Source organism: Furfurilactobacillus curtus (genome assembly GCF_045862785.1).
Taxonomy (GTDB): Bacteria; Bacillota; Bacilli; order Lactobacillales; family Lactobacillaceae; genus Furfurilactobacillus; species Furfurilactobacillus curtus.
In genome coordinates this window covers 307,368-325,391 of the sequence record NZ_BQXO01000002.1, presented here as the reverse complement: position 1 = coordinate 325,391, position 18,024 = coordinate 307,368, and the positions used below count along the sequence as shown (strand labels likewise).

Below are 18,024 nucleotides of genomic sequence, written 5' to 3'. Positions count from 1 at the left end.
AATCACGATTCTCAGATATTAATCGGTGTGGTTAACCCTTGATGCCGTCTGAGTCAGCCTCACTGTTTAACTGTAATTATAAACATTACAATTATAAAAACAAGCAAAAACGCTTGAAAATAACTCATAGTGGAACCAGCCGGGTGAGCCTGAGCACTAACTGACCGGCGACTCTATCACAACAATGCTTTTAGCACAGCTAAGTCAGCTTCAATTAACGGTCGTTTGCTAGGGAACCGGCGGACATATGACGGATGAAACATCGGAAAAAGTGACATGATTTGGTTGCCGGCCTCATAACGCTTGATCGCCGGATGGTACTGTAACAATGGTGCCTTGATAAGTTGTCCATGAACTTGGGTAATCTTGTATCGTGGACCTAATAAACGTTGCAAGCCGGTGTTTCCTAACGGCAAAATCAATGTATTGATAGGCATTCGTGCCAATTCATGGTCCAGCAATGGCGCAAACGCAGCCACTTCTGCAGCGGTAGGTTTACGGTCCCGTAACCGCCCATCATGCTCATCAAACGGTCGAGCGCGCACGGCACCGGTGATATATATTTGATCACGGGTTACGCCTAATTGGGCTAACCATTCATTTAATTCCTGCCCAGCAGGGCCTTGGAACGGGTGGCCCAATGCAGCCTCCTTAGCGCCAGGTGCTTCACTGATAATGGCCAATTTAGGTGTTAGTGAACCTTCACCGGGTACAAAACCAGTTAACTTTGGATTAGCCGCAATTAATTGTTTTGCTGTTTCAATTTCAGCTGTGGTCATCATAGTTGTCATTTATCCTGCTCCTTCACGATCTTGTTGCCAAAAGTTGTTGACGCAAGCGGACAATTGTTCAAGTCGACCAACTGATCGCCAATATCGCCAATGCGCCGGAAATAGTTGCGTATAACGAGATTGACTAAACCGTTGATCCATTAACAAAATAATTCCCTGATCCCGCGCGCTACGAATTAGGCGTCCGGCTGCTTGGAACACGTTGTTCAGTCCTGGCAATTGATAAGCATACTCGAAACCATGTCCATTATGTTCGTCAAAGTAATCGCGAATTAAGTCCGTCTCCGTATTAAGTCCTGGCAAACCCACACTGACAATGCCAACCCCAATCAGACGATCTGCGGGTAAATCAATTCCCTCCGAAAAAATCCCACCTAATACGGCAAATCCAACTAAAGTTGTGGTGGGTGTCGGCCCAAAATGTGCCAAAAATGCGTCGCGGTCGGCACTCGTCATCGCGCCGGTTTGACTAAGCGTATTCACATCGGGACATGCCTGCTGAAAGGCAGCGACGACTTGTGTTAAATACCCGTATGATGGTAAGAAAATTAAATAATTGCCCATTTTTCCGGATACGAGTGCTTGAATACTAGCCACAATTCGCGACAAATTGGCCTCCCGTTGTCGGTAGGTTGTTTGAATATAGTTCGTGATGAGAATTGCTTGATGCCGAGGCTCAAATGGTGACGGCAATTTGTAGGTGAGACCGTCTTCATCAACACCTAAAACCCGCTGATAATAGTCTAATGGCGATAAAGTAGCAGAAAATAGAACTGCACCGCGGCCTAGGTGAAGCGATTGATTTAAGAATTCACTCGGGTCCAAGCAAACCAATCGCACACTCACCCCTTGATTTGTACCTACTAATCGAGTTCGATAGGTGGCATTGTACAATTCACTCAAACGTAAGTAATCTAAACAACTAAAATAAACCGCTAAGACCTGTTGTAAGTCCTCAGATTCCTCTTGATTGGGCAACCAGTCCCCTAGATAATCGACAAAGTGTTGCACCTCATCCGTAAACGCATCCAATGGGGGTTGAAAGGTTAACTCACCATTTTCCTCCGTCCCGAGTAGCTCATTGAGCGTATTAAAGGTTTTTACTAATGAATTAACGCGTCGGTGAAAGCTGCGTTCCCCTTTAAATAGCAGCTTTAACGCAGACACGGTTTGCTCATCTAAACTCGTAGAATACATCTCACGTGCTCGGCTCAATAAATTATGCGCTTCGTCGATAAGAAAAAAATTATCTTCGTCCGGTTCACTAAAAAAACGTTGTAAATAGACTTTAGGATCAAACAAGTAATTGTAATCACCGATAATAACATCGCAAAATAAGCTGGCATCAAGAGAAAATTCGAAGGGATCCACGGTATGTTTGCGTGCGTATTGCTCAATAATCGGCCGTGTCAACTCATCTTCATGCGTCAATAAATCCATTAGAGCCGGCTTTAAGCGGTCATAATAACCCAACATAAAGGGATTATCAGTCGGTGAAACATCCGCTTCTTCAGGAAACATAATCTGTTGTTTGGCCGTTAGCGTGATGCTTTTTAAACACAATCCTTGTTGCGCCATTAGTGCCACTGCTTCTTCAGCAACTCGGCGTGTACTCTGCTTGGCTGTTAAATAAAAAGTTCGTTGAATCAGTCCTGCCCCCATCGCCTTTAACGCTGGAAACAAGGTCGAGATTGTCTTCCCAGTTCCGGTTGGCGCTTCAACTAGCAGCTGTTTTTTCAAAAAAACGGTCTTATAGACGGCTGCTGCAAGCTCATGTTGACCAGCCCGATAGGCCGGATAAGGAAAAGTCAGTGTGTCTAGTGATTCATCTCGCCGGTGCCGTAATTGTGCACGTAAAATCAACCATGATTCATATTCATCCACCAACCTCTGAAAGAACTCGTCTGCGTCAGCTGTGGTTAGTTCCTGTTCGTTAGTGGTGATATGGTCCTCACCCGTTTGATAATAGGTCAGCTGCAAGGTGACCGAATCCAATTTCTGATCCGCCATCAATAAATACCCGTAGACCTTAGCTTGACCCCAATATAAAGTGAGTGTACTGTCTGGCACGTCAGCAAACGTTAAATCTGAAGTTTTAATTTCTTCAATGTGAGCGTGACCTTGATCATAAAAGATGCCATCTGCACGACCTTGAATCACGTAATCTTGATGATTCATAGTAACGGTTGTCTTCAAACTAACTTCTTTTTGGTAGTCGGGGTGCGCCACCAACCGTTGCTTTTGTAAACGACGATGGATTCTAGCACCTGCTAAGGCAGTGTTATTACTACCAGCTGTTTGTGGGTTTAAATCCCCACTGCGTAGCACGAATTCAACCAATTCGCGAATGCCAAGTTTAATCATCGCCATTGTCCTCACCTCATCTACTCAGTTTTCTTGATCTACTTTAGCATAAGTTCGTCACTTATAAGGGTTGACCGGTAACGCCTCCCAAAAGATAAGTCTTAAGATTTTGCCCACTTTAAGGAATATTAGCAGACCTTTGGCAACCAGGAGCGTATTGTTATGTACAGAAAAATTTTAATTTGTTACGAGGTTAAGCTATGCGTCTAAATCCCTTTTTGCGCTATTTGGTAACAATTGTGTGCCTGATTGCCGGACTAGCTTTGTTTCAACCAGCTAATGCGTCAACCAAGGCTGGTCAATTTAATGGCCTCACACTGGATGTTGCTCGTCACCATTACCAAGTTAAGACACTCAAACAATTCATCCACCAAGTAAAAATCAATCATGGTCAATTCGTCCAATTACATTTAACTGACAGTCAATCATTTGCCATTGAAAATGAAACGATTGGGCAGACCCTTGCCAACGCAACACAATCACATGGCGTTTGGCGGAATAAGACCACACATCAAGCTTTTTATAGCAAAGCTCAAATCGCCACGCTGCTTGCCTACGCTAAGCAACAACAGGTGACATTAATTCCAGAAGTCGATACCCCAGCTCATCTCGGCGGCTTGGTTGCAACATTAAAAGCTAACCATCAGCAAAAATTAGTTCAACAATTGATCACGCAAAACCACAGTTACGGCCCAGAATTCAAACTCACCAATGCCAGCATCGACTTTGTCAGTCAAATTGATTCGGAAGTCGCCCATTCCTTTACTGGTCAAGCAAACGCGCGTTTTCACCTCGGCGGCGATGAATTCACTGACAATACAAAACCGAATCCGGCCTACGTGACTTATCTCAACCGACTCGCCGCCAACGTGAAACGGCTTGGTTTTATTCCTGAGGCGTGGAATGATGGCTTTCTCACCCACGATCTTCCTTCACTAGATCATCAAATTCAAGTCACCTATTGGAATTGGACCGCTGATGAAAAAGGGGCAGCTGGTCGAGCACGTAAACAGACTTGGGCGACAATGCCGCAGCTCATCCATCAGGGATTCAAAGTGTTGAACTATAACGATTATTATTTATACTTTAATATCACCAAGGCTAATTTAAAGCCGAAAAATGTTGCCTATATGAGCTCTGACATGAAACAAAACTGGGATCCAACCATTTGGGACAATGATGCTCAATCTAGTCTCAATTCACTTCATGGAATCACCGGTAGCAGTATTTCAATTTGGTGTGAATCGGATAAACCGGCCACTGATAAGCAAATCTATCAAAGCTCACGTTCATTTTTGAAAAAATTTTTAGACTTAGCACGTCAACCAATCTAATCTTCAAATATCTTGGGGGAATTCATGAATTTAATTAGTTCTTACGTCATTTTGTATCCAGTCATTATTTCAATTGTCTGGATTATCAGTTCGATCTTTTTTACGATTCAACAACGGACTGTTCCGTTAGTCAATCAGCACCCAAAACGCAAAGGTGAACTCGTTTCCGTGCTCATTCCGGCCCATAACGAAGGTGAAACCCTTAGCGGTGTCGTTGAATCAGTTGCTGCTTTGAACTACCAAAACATTGAGCTTTTACTCATTGATGACGGTAGTGATGATAACACCTTAACTGTCATGCATACTTTGGCTGATCAGTTTGCCAATCGAATGCCAATTAAGATTGTCCCGATTACACCTAACCAAGGTAAAGCGAACGCACTTAATATTGGCGCTAAACAAGCGAATGGCGCGTTTCTATTATGTCTCGACGCTGATTGTTATGTCGACAAGGACGTCCTCACACCAATGCTAGCTCGATTTTACGACGATGATCGCTTGGGCGCCGTCGCTGGCAAACCAATTGTCCGTAACCGAACGAGCTTATTAGGCCGTTTGGAATTACTTGAATATATTGGGGTCATTGATATTATCAAACGCGGTCAATCTTTTATTACTGGTCACATCACCACTGTTTCTGGCGTGGTTGTTGCTTACCGAGCTGAAGCAATGGCTGATGTGGGTTGGTGGAATAAGGAAGCATTAACGGAAGATATCGATGTGACATGGCGTTTATATCAACACAACTGGCATGTTAGTTATTGTCCGCAGGCTGTAGCGTGGATTTTAGTGCCTGAACACATTGGGGCTTTAATTCATCAACGTCAGCGCTGGGCTCGCGGTGGTTTTGAAGTCCTGTGGCGCAACAAGGGGATGTTTGTTCGTGGACCTCTAAGTGCTCAAGGCCTCCTAATTGATATGATTCTAAGTGACACGTGGGCGATTGCTTGTGCCTTCGTTCTCCTTTTTTACGTCTTCACCATTGCGTTTACGCAAACACTCGTCTTAGATGGCGTCATTTTATTCCTCCTATTGTTGATTAGTCTTGTGCAATTTCTCATCGGTTTTGCGGATTCTAAAGAATCTGATTTCATTGCCGGTCGTGATCTGCTTTTATTACCAATTTATATCGTATTCTACTGGTTTATTAATTTAGTCAGCTGCTTAACCGCTCTGGCATCATTCTTCTTGGACCCCCACCACACTGGCACATGGCGGAGTCCAGATCGGGGGTTGTAATGAAAAACAAACAGCAAAAATCGACACTAATTATTCGTAAACGTCCCTCACTTTTCGCCATGGCATATCGAGCCATTCTCTTAATTGGTCTATGGCTGGTCACGGGTTTTATTATTTACATCAATGTTTGCTTTCTGTTCAACGTTTACTCTGATAATTTAGTGTCAGATTACTTGGTCTTAAACTTATCATTACATCTCTATAAAGTCTTAGGCATCTTAGTGATTGTCGTTGCTGGGTTCATTACACTCTTCGGCACGATTCACATTAATCGGTTGAAAAGGAGGGCCCTTGATCGTGAGCAAAACAATGCGTAAATGGTTACTAGCTGGCTTCTTAATTTTAATTTTCGCCTTCTTAGGGATTAGCGTGCAGCGTAATATCAAATTTGAATTAGGAAACAAAACTAGCTACGCCATCTCGACCCACGACCAGAATATGCGGTCGGGCATTATGGTCTTTTGTTACCACCGCGTCTTAAAAAACACTCGCACGGTTCGTTTAGATGAACGTTTGTCATCCAATAGTCAATTTCACGATTTCAATGTTAATTTGAACGATTTCAAGGCACAAATGGCTTATCTACATCGTCATCACATTCAAGTCATTTCAACGGCTGAAATGATCCAATTGGCCACGTCCCACCAGCGTTTGAAGCATCGTTATGTCGTCTTAACGTTTGACGATATTGATCGGACAACGATTGATAATGCCCTTCCCGTAATGATGAAATATCACGATCCCTTTACCGTTTCCATTATTACTGGGGACACTGGCGCATATCGGGCAGGAACAAAATTAGCTACGTGGCCGCAGATTTTAAAAATGAAAAAAATTGCTGGAGACCTTGTCACCTTTGGCGTTCACACGAACAACATGCATTATTTAACGGCCTCTGGCACACCAATTTTTAACGTACCAAGTCAATTTAGCCGATTCAAGCGTGACTATGCAACTAGCCAAGATGTCATGCAAAAAAAGATCGGTGCCGAAACACCAATCTTCACTTATCCGTATGGTAGTGGTGATATTCAAGTACAAGCCTTTCTCGAACGGCAACCTTTACAGGTGATTTACACGCTAAACACTGGTATTGTGACACCCCATACAAATCTGAAATCAACCCCCCGAGTCATCATCAACACGAATAGTTGGCCAAGTATTACCAAGTGGCTCACTCCAAAAACAACAGCATAATTTCGAGAGCGGGACATGAGTCGTTAAGCGAAAGCACTTGACTTATGCCCCGCGTTTTAGCTATTTAGGTTGAAAGTGAAATTTAGATTTTGGTTTTGTCCCAAGCTCAATTGAGGCTCATTACGGCCACCTACTTGATCGCCATAGACTACCCTAATTCAACACCAGCTTGGCTCAATGCGGTTAAGTAACTGGTTGTGAATAAGGTCCGCACGTTATCAACCTCAGCATTTTTAACAAACATGATCACTGAGACAGCCAAGCCCCCAGTCGCTGGCAAGATGATTGGTCCTTGAACGCTAACCCGTCCAACAACTTCTGGATGTTTGGGTAATAACCGCTCATTAACTTGCTTGATAACTTTATTGACTTGACTAGTCGCGGTTCCTGTTTTGATTGGCAAATCAATCTGAACGCGCAAGTGATTACGTGACTGATTGGTGATGACCGTAATACTGCTATTTGTGATGTAGTTAATGCCACCATCTGCGTCCTTAATTGTCGTTAACCGCAGGCCAAACCCCACAACACGACCGGCAACTTTATCATTGATGATGACATTGTCACCGACTTCCATTTGTTGTTCCATCAAGATTAAGAACCCAGCAATGACATCGCGAATGATTCCTTGAGCACCAAGCCCAACCACCACTGTGACAATTCCAGCACTGGCAATGAGCGTCCCGATTGGAAAACCTAGAACACTCAAGATTGTATACAAATAGAAGAAAACAACAATGTAACGCGTCGTATTCTTAATCAAAGTATGCAATGTTTCGGCTCGCTTTTGATTGATCCGCCGGTTACTCATATAAGTATCAAAACTACGATCAATCAAAAAAATGGCCAGACGGTTGACCAACCAAAATAACACTGAATACAATATAACTTGTAAGACACCATCGAACAAATGAGGACCTATCTGACGCCATCTGAATTGATTGAAGTAATTCGTAATACTATTTGCTAAAATTAAATTCATCTTCGTTCCCCACCATTCGTTCTTTTATTCACCACTTTAGCACAGCCACGTATCGTCTACGGCACTTTTTTGGCCACTAAACTGCTCGTATTCAAGGATTGACCTTTTCTGTGAAATCCATGTTTTTATTTATTGACTTCTAATAAACCTATTGATAAACTTGCTTTATTGATATATTTTTCTTATTGCTCGGTGGCACAATGGTACTGCGCTCGACTGTTAATCGAGAATGTGTTGGTTCGATTCCAACCCGAGCAGTCTTTACCTCCAAAAGTAACAACCTTGATGACTTAATCACTCGCATTTAGTGATTAGGCCATTTTTTATTTGCTCGAACAATCAATCCACAATATGAAACACTGCCACCAGCAAACCACTAGCCAGCTTATATTTAAATGAGTTGCAAAAAAATGAATTCGTTTAAGCTGGAGGAAATCAAGTGAAAACCCTCATCACGGTTGCGGCCGTTATTTCAATTACTTTCTATTGTTACTTCTTGATCACCGTTATTTTGACCAATCAAGCGCGCCAACTGGTCCACTTCGAGCAAAAAGGGGCTACACCGTATCATTTATTTATTGTTATCCCTGTTCTCAACGAAGCGGGAGTCATCGCCCATACTATTTCAAATTTAATTAACACATTTACTGAATTACCAGCCACGATTACGCCACATATAATCGCAATTAATGATAACTCAGATGATGATAGTCTAGCGATTTTGCAAACGATCGATTCATCATTCTTAACGATTATTAATCGGCAGGCGCCTACCGCCCGTCAAGGAAAAGGCGCGGCGCTTAATCATGCCATTAAGCATATCCAAAAACATTACCCAACCTTAGACGATACGATGACCATCATTGGGATCCTCGATGCAGATGCGATTATGACGGCAGCTGATTTCACCCACCTTATCGCTGACTTTGAGGCTGATCCAAAGCTCAGTATGATTCAGACAGCTGTCGCCATTTACAACCAAACAAATTGGTTAACCCGCATTCAAGACTTTGAATTTATGAGTATGAATAACTCAACACAACAATTGCGAACTTCATTAGGTCAAGGAATTGCGTCGGGCAATGGTCAATTTGTCACGTTGCGGTTAGCTATTGAAAATCCTTGGGGAAATAGCTTACTAGAAGATCTCGAGTTCACCCTTCGCGCTTGGCTAAATGGCTATCAAACGGCTTTTACGCACAATGTGATTGTCCACCAAGAAGGCATCACCAAGCTGCGCCCTTTTATTCGTCAACGGATCCGTTGGTGCCAGGGTGGCTTAGACTGCTTACCCTACTTACCTCGTTTATGGCGATCCCACTATGTTAATTTATTCCAACGTGTCGATACAACTTTATGGGTAATCACCCCTTTTCTTGCCTGCGTGGTCCCAATCACCAATTTAATTGTTCTCATCACCCAAGTCGGCCTATATCTGACACAAGCACCACAACATTGGGTTTCACCGGCGCTCATGTTAATTATGTTTCTCAATGTCATGATCTGTTTTGTCTTAGCCATGCAATATCAACGTAACTACGCCAAAGTCACTCGCATGCCTTCATTTTTAGCAGCATTATGGCTCAGTGTCTCCTTCCAAGTTTATCTAATCATCATGAGTATCGTGCCTTTTATTGCCATTGGACGGCAGCTGAGTGGTCGACACACCTGGGTGAAAACGACACATAGTGTTGTGGCCTCCAAAACGAATTGATTGGAGGTACCTATGATAATCCAGAAAAAAAGATTCTTAATGACGTTTCATTGGTTCATCATGCTAATCGCCTGCCTGACTTTTACCCTAACACTTTGGGGAACCTGGCGAGCTCAAGTCGTGGCCAAGCACCAGTTCACTTGGCATTTGGGCTTACTATCCGCTGGTTTAAGCTTACTTTTGGTCGGGATCGTCTGGCTGCTCACCCATTGGCTAAATCGGCGTGGTGACGCCGCTTTATGGTTAACGTTTGCCGCGTTAATCGTGATTAAAATCATCGCAATTCGGACCATCCCAACATGGCCAACTTCAGACTTTTGGAATTACCATTACTTTGCCGCCCTATCAGCAAACGGCATGTCTTGGGTCGCAATGTCGCAGCATCACCTGATTGCTAACAACTTTGTCTTTCCCCATGTTCTAAACATTGCCGCCGCCTTTAGTCTGCCAGAAGCGATTTTTGGCGCTAACTACGGCGTGTTGCAAATCGCGAACACGCTCGTGATTTTCGTCAGTATGCTGGTCATTGTTAAAATTGGTCAACGACTCAAGTTACGTTCCTTAGGCATTGCCGTGGCGTTAGGCTACTACTGGTTGCCTGCTTACTGGCTTTACACGCTCATTGATGGAGCCGAGCCTCTATTCATAGGATTATTGTTAATCGCGACCCTAGCATTACTCAATGTCATCATGCCGCCAGTAACCAGTTATCGAAATGACCAAATTATGTCATTGCTGATGGCTGTTGTGGCGGCAACCTTAGCAAATGCACTACGCCCAATCGTCGTAATTTGGTTAATTGCGATCCTCATTTTTAGTAGCTTAGCTCGATCCAGTAGTGTCATCCACCGCCGCCAACGGTTAATTTTGGGATTCATGACGGTGATAACAGTCATGAGCCTGACGCTTGTCGGTGCCTTAACACCAAAATTTTATGGAATTACTATCGCCCCAGATCGCGTCAGTCAAGCTTATAGCGTTGCCACGGGCACTGATCCCGCAACAAATGGCGCATATTCAACAACTGTTAGAGCCGTTTTAGACCGTCATATATCACAAATGTCGCGCCCTAAAGCCAGTGCTAAGGCAGATCAGACTGCCATTGATGACCTTAATCGCCTAACCAAACAGCATCTCCGTCAGTTAAATCAAAAACATGATTGGCCCATTTTTATGCGAAATAAAATAACTGCCTTTCTAGATGAAGACTATGGTTTCGATTGGATAGATTACAATTTTGCCCATCATACAAAGATTCAGCGAGCTCAACAACGTCAATTCTTCAAGCAAAGTGATTTATTAACATTATGGTCAACTTTTTGTTTTAGTGGTTTGCTAGTCGTGCCCTTAGTCGGCGAACTTTGCCTCCTATTTTGGCCGCAATTACGGCGACGGCTATCTTCACGACAACGTAACCTGCTGTTATTCAACAACTTGTTGTTTCTAGGCTTCTTTTATGCATCCTTACTTGTTGAAGTGCAAGGACGCTATCACATTGTCTTGTATCTCCCCTTACTGACATTAACCTCTCTTGTCATTCAAAATGGTGGTGCGATGATTCGACCGCAGCATCAACACTAACGCTTCATTTCGACCGTCACGGTCCATTGACAACCAAAATAAAATCTAACGCAATATAAACTAAAACGCAGGGTATAAGTCGGTAAGTAACTAACTTATATCCTGCGTTTTATCTATTGATTCGCCGCTTTTTTGAGCAGCGAATAATCGTGTTAGGCCAACGATTCTTCTTGATCAGCTAACGATGTTAAAATCTTGATCATCTGCTTAAAGTCCAGCTTATTTTGTGCTAACTCCACCGCTTGAAAGGCGCTTGCCAGGTAAGCTTCTAACTGTTCTTCAATCGCTTGACCTTTAGCCGTCAACTGAATTTCTCGAACTCGTCGATCCACTTTTTGGGGTACTGATTCGATCAATCCCTCCTTGATCAATCCGGTAATTTGGCTTGAGACCGATGACAGACTAACCTGATTAGCGCTTGCTAAACTCGTCACGGTAATTTGTTTGTGCTGGCTAATTTCATACATTAACATGGCCACAGGAAACGAATGATCGGCCATTTGAGGAAAGGTATGCACCAGCTGATCCAGTGGACGATAAACTTTCATATACGTGGCATTAATAGCCGTTAAGAGTTCTGATTGACTTTCTTTTTCTGACACTAGTTAGTCCTCCGCTTTTCTTAGTAACTGCGCTTCCGCAACATAATTTTGAATCTGCTGAAGCGTCTTTAACATTTCCGCCAATTGGGTAGGACCACAGGCAAGCTGCAGTTCCGCAAAAATGTGGTGATAAGTTGTTTGCAGTTGTGCCAAACTTTGGCGACCAGTTTCCGTCAACGTAAAAATTCGAATGCGCCGATCTGTTGCGGCAACGTGCTGTTCGACCAACTGTTGACGCAATAATGCGCCCATCAGTTGCGATAGTCGACTCCGACTAATTTGCCGACGAGCGGCCAATTCGTGCAAACTGACCCCTTGCTGTATATCAATCGCCGCTAACAGTTGAAATTCACTATAGCTGAGTGAAATGGCTTTACTTGGCTCTTCAAACAAATTCGTTAGTTGATGTAAACCAGTCACATAAATTTGGTCCCAAAGGTGTTCTACTTCATCATACTTATCTGTCATCATTATTGATTGAATGTTTCTTTTTTTATCCATCCTAATTACCGATCAGTCAAGGACTGCCCTTCTGGTTGTGTCACCGCGCTTAATAGCTCCTGCCAATGTCGCCAAATGGGTAACGGCCCATACTGTTGGGCGTGGTCAATGGCAGCTTGGCTCATAGATTGGCGTCGCTTCGACTGAGCTAACAGTTCATTAATCGCTGTTGCTAATTCGCTCACATTGCCATCACTGACCAAAACACCAGTTGTTTGATCAATAATCTCACGGGGACCATAGTGGATGTCATAAGCGATAATTGGTAGTCCGTGGGCTTGGGCCTGTGGTAAGACGCGCGCGAAGCCTTCCGTTTCACTGGTTAATAGCAAAATCTGGGCAGACTCATACACGGGTGTTAGATCAGTCGTGTAATCAGTAAACTGGACTGCATCGACTAGGCCTAATTGATCGACAAGTTGGTGTAGTTGTTGATCGATGATAGCCGTGCCATATCCGCGCAATTCAAGCGTGGCATCCGGATAGCGTTCGCGAACCTGCTTTAAGGCAATGATCGCCTGATCTAAGCGTTTTTCCGGAAAGCGCCGGGCAACACATAACAAGCGGTTAGTCGGCCGATCATTTAACGGTCGTGGTCGGTGGCTTAATTCAGTTGGTGTCAATACAATGCTAGGAATCACATAGATCGGGACTGAGATCGCTAAACGCTGCAACAAATCTTGTCGTTGTGCTTGCGTTTGCACGATCAAGCCATCTACTTGATCTAAACGATCAACTAGGGCTGTTTCATAAACAGAATTTAAGGGTGCTGTCACTTGGTTATCTGGTTGCGTCGAATGGGTACTGTGAATCATCACCAATTTGGTTGCTGGTGTATGCATGGTCAACATGGCTTCGTCAAGGTCAATCCGGCGATCTGAGATAAATATATTAGGCTTGCCTGTCTGCTGGTTTAATTCATCTAAGAAGAATCGGAATAGTTCCGTCAAATTAGCAAAATTTAAATCACGGCCGTGGTAATCAATCAGCTTCAGCAAGGAATTTTCCCGTTGATTCGTTTGTGGATTGATCTGATAGTATGATTCGTACACACGTTTCCCCCGCGGATTAAACATCCATTCCGCATTGACCTGTCCATCGCCATTAAAGCGCTGGGTCATGGACAAGAACCCCCGCCAGTCATAATAGTCCACATGCAAAACGTTCCCGAAACGATCAAAGTAACGGATCCAGTCCACCCGACTGTGACTGTATGTAAAACAGCGTATCTCCGCGATGTGTTGACTACCATCATAAATCTGGGTGAAATTCTGGTGACGGGTGACTTCATAACCTTTAAAAATCGGCAATTGTCGATCACTCAATGGCCGATCTGGTGTCTGTTCAGCCTCTTGAAAAAAGTTAAACATATTGCGTAATTCGCCGACCTTCAGACCGGCTTGTTCTTGATAGTAAGTCACTTGACGAGAATAATTGCGAGTTACAATCTGAGCGGTTTGACCGTTACGATTAAACAACCGAAGCCGGTCAAATTCAGCATGTTCAATGCCCGAATTATGCAACACTATTTGATCATTCAAAAAGAAATTCATCGGACAACCTCCTCGTAAAATTGTTGCGCATCTTTGATCACATTTTGCCAGCATTGCCAAACAGCCTCTTCACTAAAATTCTGACTAGCCGCCAAAGCGCCTTCATGTAATCGTTGCCATAAGGTTGGCGATTTTAGCAAAGTGGTCAACTTATCAGCCAATTCATCAACTTCTTGGTGACTCGCCAGTAAATAACCGCTACGTTGATCTTGAACAATTTCAGCTGGCCCATAGCGAACATTTGTTGTAATAACCGGTAACCCAGCTGCCTGACTTTCTAAAATTGATAGGCCAAATCCTTCGACAGAAGTTGGTAAAACAGCGACTGTCGCCTGTGCATTGACGCTAGCAATATCATTGGTATAGCCATTAAGCTTCACACGATCATCCAAGTGATGCTCATGAATCGTCGCACGCAAGGCTTGTTCGACCGCATCATCGCCATATCCGTAAAATGTTAGCGTTGCTTGCGGATCACGTTTGGCCACTTTAATAAATGCCGCCAATGTCGCCGCTGGATGCTTTTCTGGTACTAATCGCGAGACTTGAATGATTCGATGTGCTTGAGCGCGTTGAACATCGAATGAGGCCGTGTGCTGCTCATGAATCGTCACATATCCAACCGGAATCCGATAAACCTTGGCCCGCTGATCTTGCAAACGTCTCAGCACATCCGTCCGCTGCAACTGTGTGGCAGCAATAATCCCGTTCCACGCCGCGGCATTGCTTAAACCAAATTCATAGTTATTATTCAAAACAGAATGATCCACATCATTTGTATCAGCGACCTGTGCATTGTGTAGATGCATGAGTTTAAATGCACGAGTCTTCATGTGCAAGGCGGCCCAATCTGCCGTTAAATTACGGTCAATCACGAATACATTGGGACCAGTCGTCTCACCCTCATTGGCCTGATTGAGGTCATCCAAAAAGGCCGCAATGAATTCTTTCTCACCGGCAAACACCCTTACGCCTGTGTCCGAAGTCTGTGAATACAGTAAAATTGCCGATTCACTGCGATTACCAGCCCGATTGCGCTGATAGTGACGCTCCAGAGCCACTTCTCCAGTCGGGGTCAACATTAATTCTGTGCTCGTTTTCCCTTCAGCACCATTTAAAACGACCATCGACAAAAATCCGCGCACATCATAATAATCTTCCCGAATCGCGTACTCAAATTTGTCAAAGTAACGCACCGCTGAGACTGAACCAGGCCGTTTTGGCCAAAAGGAAACGTCTGCCACCAACTGCCCTTGATAAAAGCAACGCCGATTGCCACCATCCGTTTGAACATCGTCGTAAGTGGGCAACAGTAAATCCGTGTAGGCGACGGTGCGGTCAGGCACAGCTCGCGCCTGTTGATAATAGTCATACATATTGATCACGTCATCATCAGCTACCCCTGCCATCTGCAAATTATCGTGGAGAAAGCGTTTGTAGTCAGTTGTCACAATCTTTGCCGGCTGCCGAAAATGTTTAAACAGAATCAAGCGTTTAAATTGAGCATGTTCAATCCCCGAGTTATTTACTAACACTGTGTTATTCACAAAATAGAACATTTCTTTAATACCATCCTTTTAATCACTTACAGTGGTGATCTATTGAGGATTCAAGGTTATTCCGCGCTTAAATACTGCACAGCCTGAACTAATATCCCGAAAAAAGAGCGGGTTACCCCACTCTTTTCATGTCAATCGATCACCAATGACGGTTTAGTGTTGACGGCGACGGAATCCAAGTCCTGCTAGTAAACTAACCAAACTGATCCCTAAGATCGCCAACCCATTCTCTGATGCTTCAGCGCCCGTATTTGGTAAATCGTTCCCATCAGCATCCTTACCTTGACCAGCCTTGTTGGAGCCAGTTGAAGAAGCTGTTAATGGCGTCTTCGAGGAACCCATTGCGGATAACTGTTGGTTGCCAAGGTTGGCAGCATTGACAGTTGTCGGTGCAGCATTGGTAAACCCCATGTTGCTGGAATTAGCACCATTATTGTTTTGACTTCCAGTAGTATCATTGTTATTCGTATGATCCGTGTTTGAACCGACACTTGAACCATCAGAAGTCCCATTTCCTTCGGAGTTGCCACTACCTTCGGACGTTTGGCCGCCCTCTGAATGATCGTTACCTTCAGAAGATTGGTTGCCTTCGGAACTGTTGTTACCCTCTGAACCAGAGCCAGAAGTCGAGTCACCAGCTTCTGCACGGGCAACAGCTTGATTCAAATCGGCCGTCGCCAGTTCAATTTGTTTTGGCGTTGCATTAGGGTCATTTAATAGCTTGTTTAAAGCATTTAAGTCAGCTTGAACGGTTGCATCACCAGCAACTGAGGACTGTTTGGCATTAACCATCGCGGCGTTTGCATCCTGCTTGGCTTGCACAGCAGTCGCTTGATCAGCCTGTTGACGCTGGGCAGTGCCAATCGCATCATTTAGCTTAGCCGCTGCCTTTTCAATCGCGTCTGCGTTGGCTTCTGGATCTTGAGCCAATAACTGTTTCAAGGCGTTTTCAGCATCAACCACAGCTGGATCCTTAGTGACTGTTGAATGTTCCGCATTTAAAATTGCGTTATTTGCATCTGTCACTGCACTGACCCAAGCTGGCGTCTTTGCTTCATTCAACTCGCTATTACCTTTAGCAATATCAGACTTACCTTGCGTAACTTCACTGTTACCTTTGGCAATGTCAGCATTGCCAGTGGCGACCTCACTATTACCTTTAGCGATGTCAGACTTACCAACGGCAATTTCACTGTTACCTTTGGCAATATCAACGTTGCCAGTAGCGACTTCGCTCTTACCTTGGGCAATGTCGGAATTACCTTGGGCAATTTCGCTATTACCAGTAGCAATATCAGACTTACCTTGGGCAATTTCACTATTACCTTTGGTGATATCCTGATTGCCTTGGGCTTGTTCAGACTTACCCTTGTTGACTTCACTAGCACCTTTAGCCAAATCAGAGGCGCCTTGGTTCAACTCACTGAGCCCTTTGGTCATATCTGATTGACCGGCCGCATTGTCACCAGCATTTAACTCTGATTCGCCTTTAGCATAATCAGACGTTCCGGCAGCTGCTTCAGAACTACCGTTGTTCAGATCATGATTACCTTGGGCAATATCACTAGCTGCTTGGTTTAACTCGTCATTACCTTTAGCAATATCGGAACTTCCAGCGGCAATTTCACTATTCCCTTTAGTAATATCAGAATTACCAGCGACAATTTCACTGTTACCTTTGGCAATATCAGAATTACCAGCAGCGACTTCACTAGATCCTTTAGTAACATCTGAATTACCGGTTGCAATTTCACTATTGCCTTTGGCGATATCTGAGTTACCGGCCGCGATCTCACTAGATCCTTTGGCGATATCTGAGTTACCAGTTGCAATTTCACTAGAACCCTTCGCAATGTCTGAGTTTCCTTTGGCTGTTTCTGAACTAGCAACGTCACTATTCGTCACTGCCAAGCCTTCGTTAGCGGCTAACTTGGCTTCTGCGTCGGCCACTGCATTTGTTAACGCCGCTGTGTCATCTGCTAATTGTTTGGCCGAGCTATCGGGGTTATCCAAGTCATTTTGTAACTGCTTTTTGGCGGCTGCGACGGCGGAATCATTGGCAACGGAAGACTGATCAGCACCAGTGATTGCTGACTTTGCATCAGTAATTGCAGCTGGTTTTGAAATTGAAGCATCATTTTGCTTTTGCGCATTTGCAACAGCTCGATTTAAATCGGCAGCTGCTTGTTCAATCTGCGCAGTCGTACTGGTTGGATCGGTGGCCAATAAGTTCTTTAATGCATTTTCTGCTTGTACAACGGCCGGATCATCCTTGACCGATGACGCATCAGCGTTGTTAATCGCAGCCTTAGCATCCGTTACTGCATTCAACCAATTTGAATCAGATGCATTTTGGTTTTCACTATTACCTTTGGCCGTATCAGAACTGCCAGCCGCAATTTCGCTGTTACCTTTGGCGGTATCGGAACTACCGGCGGCAATTTCGCTGTTACCTTTGGCGGTATCGGAACTACCGGCGGCAATTTCACTGTTACCCTTAGCCGTGTCGGAACTACCGGCGGCAATTTCACTGTTACCTTTAGCCGTGTCGGAACTACCGGCGGCAATTTCGCTGTTACCTTTGGCGGTATCGGAACTACCGGCGGC

At 44.3% G+C, this 18,024-nt stretch carries 14 protein-coding genes and 1 tRNA gene; 7 read left to right on the top strand and 8 right to left on the bottom strand.

The window, feature by feature from the left end:
- Positions 1-176 precede the first annotated feature (176 nt).
- Complete coding sequence (locus tag ACKTR2_RS04535) at positions 177-791, bottom strand: uracil-DNA glycosylase (protein WP_407882952.1); 615 nt, start codon at positions 789-791, stop codon at positions 177-179.
- Positions 792-3,161: a helicase C-terminal domain-containing protein gene (locus ACKTR2_RS04530; protein ID WP_407882950.1), complete on the bottom strand. Its 2,370-nt coding sequence runs from the start codon at positions 3,159-3,161 to the stop codon at positions 792-794. It lies immediately after the preceding gene.
- Between the two features lie 194 nt (positions 3,162-3,355).
- On the opposite strand from ACKTR2_RS04530, the gene ACKTR2_RS04525 reads away from it, so the two are divergent.
- From ACKTR2_RS04525 to ACKTR2_RS04510, 4 genes are read left to right on the top strand one after another with little or no spacing between them, the layout of a single operon-like run.
- The gene (locus ACKTR2_RS04525) at positions 3,356-4,489 is read left to right on the top strand and encodes a family 20 glycosylhydrolase (protein ID WP_407882948.1); all 1,134 of its coding nucleotides are present in this window, start codon (positions 3,356-3,358) and stop codon (positions 4,487-4,489) included.
- A gap of 24 nt (positions 4,490-4,513) precedes the next feature.
- The gene (locus ACKTR2_RS04520) at positions 4,514-5,728 is read left to right on the top strand and encodes a glycosyltransferase (RefSeq protein WP_407882946.1); all 1,215 of its coding nucleotides are present in this window, start codon (positions 4,514-4,516) and stop codon (positions 5,726-5,728) included.
- Positions 5,728-6,045: a hypothetical protein gene (locus ACKTR2_RS04515; RefSeq protein WP_407882944.1), complete on the top strand. Its 318-nt coding sequence runs from the start codon at positions 5,728-5,730 to the stop codon at positions 6,043-6,045. The genes ACKTR2_RS04520 and ACKTR2_RS04515 overlap by 1 nt, the downstream gene beginning before the upstream one ends.
- On the top strand, positions 6,026-6,925 hold the full coding sequence (locus ACKTR2_RS04510; RefSeq protein WP_407882942.1) for a polysaccharide deacetylase family protein: 900 nt from the start codon (positions 6,026-6,028) through the stop codon (positions 6,923-6,925). Before ACKTR2_RS04515 ends, ACKTR2_RS04510 begins: the two co-directional genes overlap by 20 nt.
- 148 nt (positions 6,926-7,073) lie before the next feature.
- Here the strand turns inward: ACKTR2_RS04510 and ACKTR2_RS04505 are convergent, their stop codons facing one another.
- Positions 7,074-7,907 carry a mechanosensitive ion channel family protein gene (locus tag ACKTR2_RS04505; RefSeq protein WP_407882940.1) on the bottom strand — a complete coding sequence of 278 codons (834 nt, stop codon included), beginning with the start codon at positions 7,905-7,907 and terminating at the stop codon, positions 7,074-7,076.
- Between the two features lie 186 nt (positions 7,908-8,093).
- On the opposite strand from ACKTR2_RS04505, the gene ACKTR2_RS04500 reads away from it, so the two are divergent.
- From ACKTR2_RS04500 to ACKTR2_RS04490, 3 genes are all read left to right on the top strand, one after another.
- Positions 8,094-8,165, top strand: a tRNA-Asn gene (locus ACKTR2_RS04500).
- A gap of 181 nt (positions 8,166-8,346) precedes the next feature.
- On the top strand, positions 8,347-9,621 hold the full coding sequence (locus ACKTR2_RS04495; protein WP_407882938.1) for a glycosyltransferase family 2 protein: 1,275 nt from the start codon (positions 8,347-8,349) through the stop codon (positions 9,619-9,621).
- A 12-nt stretch (positions 9,622-9,633) separates the two neighbouring features.
- Positions 9,634-11,202, top strand: coding sequence for a hypothetical protein (locus ACKTR2_RS04490; protein WP_407882936.1), 1,569 nt, complete (start codon positions 9,634-9,636; stop codon positions 11,200-11,202).
- Positions 11,203-11,354: 152 nt separating this feature from the next.
- Here ACKTR2_RS04490 and ACKTR2_RS04485 read toward each other — a convergent pair whose 3' ends face one another.
- The 5 genes from ACKTR2_RS04485 to ACKTR2_RS04465 form a co-directional block, all read right to left on the bottom strand.
- Complete coding sequence (locus tag ACKTR2_RS04485; protein WP_407882934.1) at positions 11,355-11,804, bottom strand: MarR family winged helix-turn-helix transcriptional regulator; 450 nt, start codon at positions 11,802-11,804, stop codon at positions 11,355-11,357.
- A gap of 3 nt (positions 11,805-11,807) precedes the next feature.
- Complete coding sequence (locus ACKTR2_RS04480) at positions 11,808-12,275, bottom strand: MarR family winged helix-turn-helix transcriptional regulator (protein ID WP_407882932.1); 468 nt, start codon at positions 12,273-12,275, stop codon at positions 11,808-11,810.
- A gap of 35 nt (positions 12,276-12,310) precedes the next feature.
- Positions 12,311-13,858 carry a glycosyltransferase gene (locus tag ACKTR2_RS04475; protein WP_407882930.1) on the bottom strand — a complete coding sequence of 516 codons (1,548 nt, stop codon included), beginning with the start codon at positions 13,856-13,858 and terminating at the stop codon, positions 12,311-12,313.
- Entirely contained in the window at positions 13,855-15,417 is a 1,563-nt protein-coding gene (locus tag ACKTR2_RS04470; protein ID WP_407882928.1) for a glycosyltransferase, read from the bottom strand. The genes ACKTR2_RS04475 and ACKTR2_RS04470 overlap by 4 nt, the downstream gene beginning before the upstream one ends.
- A gap of 153 nt (positions 15,418-15,570) precedes the next feature.
- The coding region (locus ACKTR2_RS04465; protein ID WP_407882926.1) for an LPXTG cell wall anchor domain-containing protein at positions 15,571-18,024 on the bottom strand (2,454 nt) is incomplete at its 5' end.